The sequence below is a fragment of the Streptomyces sp. NPDC059455 genome, assembly GCF_042750115.1.
In the GTDB taxonomy this organism is placed as follows: Bacteria; Actinomycetota; Actinomycetes; order Streptomycetales; family Streptomycetaceae; genus Streptomyces; species Streptomyces endocoffeicus.
On record NZ_JBHYVB010000007.1, the window covers coordinates 104,857 to 111,733 of the forward strand.

Below are 6,877 nucleotides of genomic sequence, written 5' to 3' on the forward strand. Positions count from 1 at the left end.
GTCTAACCCTGCGTCTTATCAGCCTCCGAAATGCTACCCCTCTGAAAATCTACCCACCCTGAACCCACCCTGGGAGAGCGTCCATTGTCTCTCATCCGCGGACCCGGAACCGCCCCGGGTCCGGGGCGCGGCGTGGCGGCCACCGCGGTACCTGCGACCATCTGGAAGTACGCAGGGAACGGAGGTCCGTGTCATGCCCATCTCCGCCATACGATGGCACAGGCGGAGCCGTATGCCGACCGCCGTGGCGCTCGCGACCGCCCTCGCACTCATCCTGTCCGGCTGCGGCGCGGCGGCCACGGAACCGGGCCGGGACGCGGACCCGCGGGCGAGCGCGAGCCCGGGCGCCGAGGGCGGTCGTGACGGCGCCCTGCGCGCCGCCGTACGGCGGTTGGCGGCACAGGGCGACGCACCGGGGGCCGCGGTGCTCATCCGCCGGGAGGGCGGCGGCACGCGGTATCTCGCCTCGGGGGTCGCGGACGTCCGCACCGGACGCCGGATCCACCGGAGCGACCACTTCCGGGCGGGCAGCCTCACCAAGACCGTCATCGCGGCGCTGACGCTGCGCCTTGCCGCCCAGGGGCGGCTCGGCCTCGGCGACACGGTGGAGGAGCACCTCCCGGGGCTGGTGCGCGGCCAGGGCAACGACGGCCGGACCATCACGATCCGTCAGCTTCTGAACCAGACCAGCGGGCTGTTCGACTATACCGCCGACCCGGTCCTGGCGCGTCAGCTGTCCGCCGCGGCCGACCGCACCCGCACCCCCGCCTCCCTGGTGCGGACCGCCGTCGCGCACCGCCCTTACTTCGCCCCCGGCGCCACCTGGCGCTACTCCAACACCAACTACGTGCTGCTGGGCATGGTCGTCCAGCGGGTCACCGGCCGCTCCTACGCGACCGAGGCCCGGCGCGACGTACTCGCCCCCCTTCGGCTGCACGGCACCTCCTTCCCCGGCGCCCGCACCGCCCTCCCGGACCCGCACGGCCGCGCGTACACGCGGGACGGCGGGGCCGGGGACGGCGGCGCCCGACGCGATGTCACCGACCTCAACCCCTCCTCGGCCGGGGCCGCGGGGGAGCTGATCTCCACGCTCGGCGATCTGACCCGCCTCCTCCCCGGTCTGCTGCGCGGCAAGGTCGTGCCCCTGGCCGAGCTGCGGCAGATGCGGAACACCTCCGCCTCCGACGGCCGGTACGGCATGGGGCTGTTCCCGGTGCGGCTGGCCTGTGGGGTGACGCTGTGGGGCCACAACGGCGAGATCAACGGCTCGTACGCGCTGGCCGTGACCGCCCCCGACGGCCGCCACAGCCTCGCCTACCGGCTCAACAGCACCGCCGCCTCCGGTCTGACCGCCGAAACGTCCCTGCTCGAGACCGAGTTCTGTCCTCGCCGGAAAGACACGCGACCTCCTCCTACAGCGGGATGATGTCCGCCGCGCCGAGCCGGGCCGCGTCCGCCGTCAGATCGTCCGGCTGACGCTGCGACTCGCGCTCCGCCTCCACCCGCTTCTCGTAGTGCTGGACCTCCCGGTCGAGCTGGTCCTCGGTCCAGCCAAGCACCGGCCCCATCAGCTCGGCCACCTCGCGGGCGCAGCGCGTACCGCGGTCGAAGGTCTCGATCGAGATGCGGGTGCGGCGGGTGAGGACGTCGTCCAGATGGCGGGCCGCCTCGTGCGAGGCGGCGTAGACGACCTCGGCCCGGAGATAGTCCTCCGCCCCGGCCAGCGGCTTCCCCAGCGAGGCGTCGCCCGCGATCAGGTCCAGCACCTCCTGGGCCGCCGAGCCGTAGCGGTTGAGCAGATGCTCGATCCGCGCCGCGTGCAGCCCGTGCTGCCGGCCGATCCGCTCCCGGGCGTTCCACAGCGCCTTGTAGCCGACGGCGCCGACCAGCGGGATCTCCTCGGTGACACAGGGCCCGACCCGGCGGTCGAGGCCGTGCACCGCCTCGTCCACGGCGTCCTTGGCCATCACCCGGTACGTGGTGTACTTGCCGCCCGCGACCACCACCAGGCCCGGCACCGGATGGGCGACGGTGTGCTCGCGGGAGAGCTTGCTGGTGGCGTCCGACTCCCCGGCCAGCAGCGGGCGCAGCCCGGCGTAGACGCCCTCCACGTCGTCGCGGGTCAGCGGCACCGCGAGGACCTCGTTGACATGCTCCAGCAGATAGTCGATATCGGCGCTGGAGGCGGCCGGATGGGCCTTGTCCAGGTCCCAGTCGGTGTCCGTGGTGCCGATGATCCAGTGCCTGCCCCAGGGGATCACGAACAGCACGCTCTTCTCGGTGCGCAGGATCAGCCCGGTCGTGGAGTGGATGCGGTCCTTGGGGACCACCAGGTGGATGCCCTTGGAGGCCCGGACGTGGAACTGGCCGCGCTCCCCGATCAGCGCCTGGGTCTCGTCGGTCCACACCCCGGTGGCGTTGACCACCTGCCGGGCGCGGACCTCGAACTCGCCGCCCTGCTCCAGGTCGTGCACCCGGGCGCCGACCACGCGCTCGCCCTCCCGGAGGAAGCCGACCACCCGCGCGCGGTTGGCCACATGGGCGCCGTACTCCGCCGCCGTGCGCACGAGCGTGGCGACATAGCGGGCGTCGTCCATCTGGGCGTCGTAGTACTGCAACGCCCCGACCAGCGCGTCCTTCTTGAGGCAGGGGGCGACGCGCAGCGCACGCCCGCGGCTCAGATGGCGGTGGGCGGGCAGTCCGCGGCCGTGCCCGGAGGAGATCGACATGGCGTCGTAGAGGGCGACGCCCGAGCCCGCGTAGAACCGCTCCCAGCCCCGGTGCTTCAGCGGATACAGGAACGGCACGGGCTTGACCAGGTGCGGTGCGATCCGCTCCAGCAGCAGCCCGCGCTCCTTCAGCGCCTCGCGCACCAGTGCGAAGTCCAGCAACTCCAGATAGCGCAGTCCGCCGTGGATCAGCTTGCTGGACCGGCTGGAGGTGCCGGAGGCCCAGTCCCGCGACTCGACCAGACCGGTCTCCAGGCCCCGTGTCGCGGCGTCCAGCGCGGTGCCCGCGCCGACCACTCCGCCGCCCACGACCAGCACATCGAGCTCACGGTCCGCCATCCGGGCCAGCGCCTCGCCGCGCTCGGCCGGTCCCAGTGCCGGTGTTTTCACCGCTGCCTCCCGTTGTGATCGACGCCACGCCGCCCTGCCGATTTTCCTGGCTTTCTCCCCTCCATGCCATGCCGCTGCTCCGGCCATCGACGCGACACCGTGTCAACACCCCTCACCAATACTGAATACGAGTCATATTTCCGCTTAGTCTGCCTTTGCGCCATCCGACATCGTCCCGGGAAGGACGACACGACGTCATGCCCGCAGATCTCGCCGTCATCGGACTCGGTCATCTCGGTATTCCTCTCGCCCGGGCGGCCACAGCCGCCGGCATCCGCACCGTCGGCTACGACCCCGATCCGCGCGCGGCCCACGACCTCCGGGCCGGACGGCTGCCCGCCGGCTCGGGCGAGGGCCTGCTCTCCGCCGCCGAGCTGCGCCGGATGGCCTCCCAGGGCTTCCGGATCACCGCCGACCCCGCCGAGCTCGGCCGCGTCCGCACCGCTGTGATCTGCGCCCCGACCCCGCGCGGGGACGACCGCAGACTGGATCTGTCGGCGGTCGGCGAGGCGGCCCGTACGCTCGCGGCGAGGCTGCGCCCGCACACCACCGTTCTGCTGGAATCGACCGTGTACCCCGGCACCACCGAGGAATTCCTCCGTCCACTTCTCGAGGAGGGATCCGGACTGCGGGCCGGGCGCGACTTCCACCTCGCCTACTCCCCCTGCCGCCACGACCCGGGCAACCGCGCCCACGGCCCCGCCAACACCCCCAAGGTCATCGGCGGCCTCACCCCCGCCTGCACCGAGGCGGCCGCCGCCTTCTACGGGCGCTTCACCGAGAAGGTCGTCCGGGCCCGCGGCACGCGCGAGGCCGAGACGGTCAAGGTCCTGGAGACCAATTACCGGCACGTCAACATCGCCCTGGTCAACGAGATGGCGGTGTACTGCCATGACCTCGGCGTCGATGTGTGGGACGTGGTCCGCTGCGCCGAGACCAAGCCGTTCGGCTTCCAGTCCTTCCGCCCCGGCCCCGGCGTCGGCGGCCACGGCGTGCCGGTCGACCACGGGCACATGGCCGACCCGCAGCGCGGCCTCGGCATCCCGCTGCGCATGGTGGAGCTCGCGCAGCAGGTCAACGGGCGGATGCCGGGCTATGTCACGCGCCGCTGCACGGCCCTGCTGAACGAGTACGGGAAGTCGGCGCGCGGTGCGCACGTACTGCTGCTGGGCGTCGGCTACAAGGCCGACGTCGCCGACGCCGAGGGCTCGCCCGCGCGGGAGATCGCCTCCCGGCTGATCGAGCTGGGCGCCCGGCTGAGCTACCACGATCCGTACGTCACACGCTGGCGGGTGCTGGGACGCCAGGTGGAGCGCGCCGACTCGGTGTACGAGGCGGCGGCCGACGCCGACCTGACCGTCCTGCTGCAGCCGCACCGCACCTACGACCTGCAGGGGCTGTCGGTGAAGGCCCAGCTGCTGCTGGACACCCGGGGGGCGGGACCGGCGGGGACGGCGCACCGGCTGTGAGGCGCGCGGGCCCCGTTTCGGGCCCCGTCGTCACCGGGTCCGTTTCGGGCCCCGTCGTCACCGGCCCCGTTTCGGGCCCCGCCGTCACTGGCTCCGCGTACGCCGCAGCCGGAACGCGACCGCCAGCACGATCAGCGCCGTTCCGCCCAGCACGAAGATCACCGCTCCCGACGGCACCGACCGCACATCCGCCGTGAACATCATCGGCGCGCCCCAGGGCCGACCGTCGGTGGTGGTGTAGAGCTGGGCGGTCAGCCGCACCGGGCCGTTCGCGTACGCCTCCACCCGGATCCGCACCGTACGGCTCACCGCCCGCGACGCCTGGACCGGCATCGCGCGGTCCCGGGCGGTCAGCCGCTCCGGTCGGCTGGAGAGGACCCGCAGCTCCACCCCGGTGAGGTCCTGCTGGAGGCCGTTGTCGACGGTGACCGGGATGGTCGCCGAGCCCCCGGTCACCACCACCGTGGACTTCGGCACCAGCCGCACCGACGCGATCGAGGCCGTCAGATAGCGGGACACCCCCCGCTGGTACGAGGCCGCGCCCGCCGGGTCGGCGCGCCAGGCGGTCGCCACGGAGCGGGCCAGCGCGGCCCGTACGGACGCGGCGGTGGCCCGCGCGTCCGACAGCACCTTGGCCAGGGCGCGCATCCGCAGCCGGTCCCGGACCACCGCCGCGAGCCGGGCGGGCGGCAGCTCGGCGGCGTGGCGTGCGAGCGGATAGCCGTCGAAGCCCCGCAGCCGCCCCGCCGTGGGCTTGCGCAGCGCGGCCGCGAACCCGGCCGGCTCCAGCCAGCCCGCCTTACGGCCCTCGGCCACCACCGTGAGCAGCACCCGGGCGACCGCGAGCGGCATCCGGCGCGGCGGCACCATGACCAGCTCGCGGCGGGCGTACGGCAGCTCCCGCGCGGCCGTAAGGGTCTCGGCGAGCAGCCGCTGGCGCAGCAGCAGCCGGGCGGGCGCACCGGAGGCGCCCGCGGCCGGGTGGCTCGAGAAGAGCTGGGACGCGATTGCCGCGTCGTAGCGCAGCGCGGTCGTGCCGCCCTCGAGCGAGACGGCGCCGTCGTCGGTGGCCCCTTCCGAGACCAGCTCACCGGCGGAGGCCACCCCGGCGCCGGAGGCGAGCACCGTGTCCAGGCCGAGCCCCTTGGCGTACCGGGCGATCCCGTCGTCCAGCTCGCCGCCCGCGGGCCAGCCCACACCGGCGCGGGCGTGGACGCCCAGCGCCCGGTCCACCACGCTCCGGCCGGTGCGCGAGGCCCGGCGCAGCAGCCCGGCGAGCGGGGCGCCGCCGCCGCGCGCGAGCGAGGCCAGATCCGGGTCCGCGTACGGCAGCGCGATCACCTCCCGGCCCCGGACCGCCGCCCGGAGCGCGGCCAGCCAGCCCGCCGCCGCCTCGCCGCCCTTCCCCTCGGTGGCCTGCTGCGGATCGGTGTCACCGGGCGTACGGGCCACCCGGTACCCGGCGACCATGGCCCGCGCCTGAACGATCAGATCCGGATCGAGCACCCAGGTGACCGGCTGCCCCCTGCCCATCTCCACCAGCCGCCGCAGCCGCCCGCCCGGCCCGAAGGCGGCGGTCAGCTGATCGTCGCGGAAGACCGGCAACACGCTGTCCTGGGTCCGCAGGCTCAACGCCTCCATCCGCGGGGTGTCCAGCACCGGCCACAGCACGGTGGTGCGCAGCGGCACCAGCCGGGTGGCGTCGGGATACGCGGACAGATGGGTGCGGGTCAGCCCGAGCACCGTCCCGGCACCGGCGCCGTCCGCGCGGACGACATGCACGGTGAGCGCGTACGCCCCGGCGCCCTCCAGCTCCAGGTCGGGGACGGGCACGGTGAGCCGGAAGCCGCGCTCGGCGCCGGTCGGCAGCGGGGCGAGACGGGCCGTGCGGTCGGCCACCTCGGGGCCGTCGGCCCGGGTCAGGGGCGTACGACGGGCCACGGTGGCGAGCCCGCCCCGGGTGTCGATCGCCCCCGAGGCCCCGATCCGCACCCCGATCCGCGCGACCCCGACCCGCCGCCCGGAGGTATTGGTCACCCGCCCACTGATCCTCAACTCGCCACCCTGACGAATCACGGCAGGGGTGAGGGACGCCAACTCGACGGACACGGGATACCGGCGGGAGCGGGCGTGGTCCGTGCGGTCGCCGCCAGGCCCACGGCCCTGCGGCGTGCCGCCGCGAGCCTCCCGGCCGTCCGCCGAGGCGGGGCGGTGAGCGCCACGGCCCTGCGCCGTCGTGACGCCCAGAGCCCCGCGGCCCTGCGGCGTGGCCCCATGAGCCCTACGACC

General features: G+C 74.2%; 4 protein-coding genes. 2 read left to right on the forward strand and 2 right to left on the reverse strand.

Annotation, left to right across the window (positions count from 1 at the left end; all coding sequences use genetic code 11):
- The first annotated feature begins 232 nt into the window (after positions 1-232).
- On the forward strand, positions 233-1,426 hold the full coding sequence (locus ACFXB5_RS04265) for a serine hydrolase domain-containing protein (protein ID WP_385202201.1): 1,194 nt from the start codon (positions 233-235) through the stop codon (positions 1,424-1,426).
- Here ACFXB5_RS04265 and ACFXB5_RS04270 read toward each other — a convergent pair.
- Positions 1,413-3,119, reverse strand: a complete 1,707-nt coding sequence (locus ACFXB5_RS04270) for a glycerol-3-phosphate dehydrogenase/oxidase (RefSeq protein WP_385202203.1) — start codon at positions 3,117-3,119, stop codon at positions 1,413-1,415. The two genes, ACFXB5_RS04265 and ACFXB5_RS04270, sit on opposite strands and share 14 nt — an antisense overlap.
- 197 nt (positions 3,120-3,316) lie before the next feature.
- On the opposite strand from ACFXB5_RS04270, the gene ACFXB5_RS04275 reads away from it, so the two are divergent.
- The gene (locus tag ACFXB5_RS04275; protein ID WP_385202205.1) at positions 3,317-4,588 is read left to right on the forward strand and encodes a nucleotide sugar dehydrogenase; all 1,272 of its coding nucleotides are present in this window, start codon (positions 3,317-3,319) and stop codon (positions 4,586-4,588) included.
- Positions 4,589-4,672: 84 nt separating this feature from the next.
- Here ACFXB5_RS04275 and ACFXB5_RS04280 read toward each other — a convergent pair whose 3' ends face one another.
- Entirely contained in the window at positions 4,673-6,835 is a 2,163-nt protein-coding gene (locus tag ACFXB5_RS04280; protein ID WP_385202216.1) for a DUF6049 family protein, read from the reverse strand.
- Positions 6,836-6,877 lie beyond the last annotated feature (42 nt).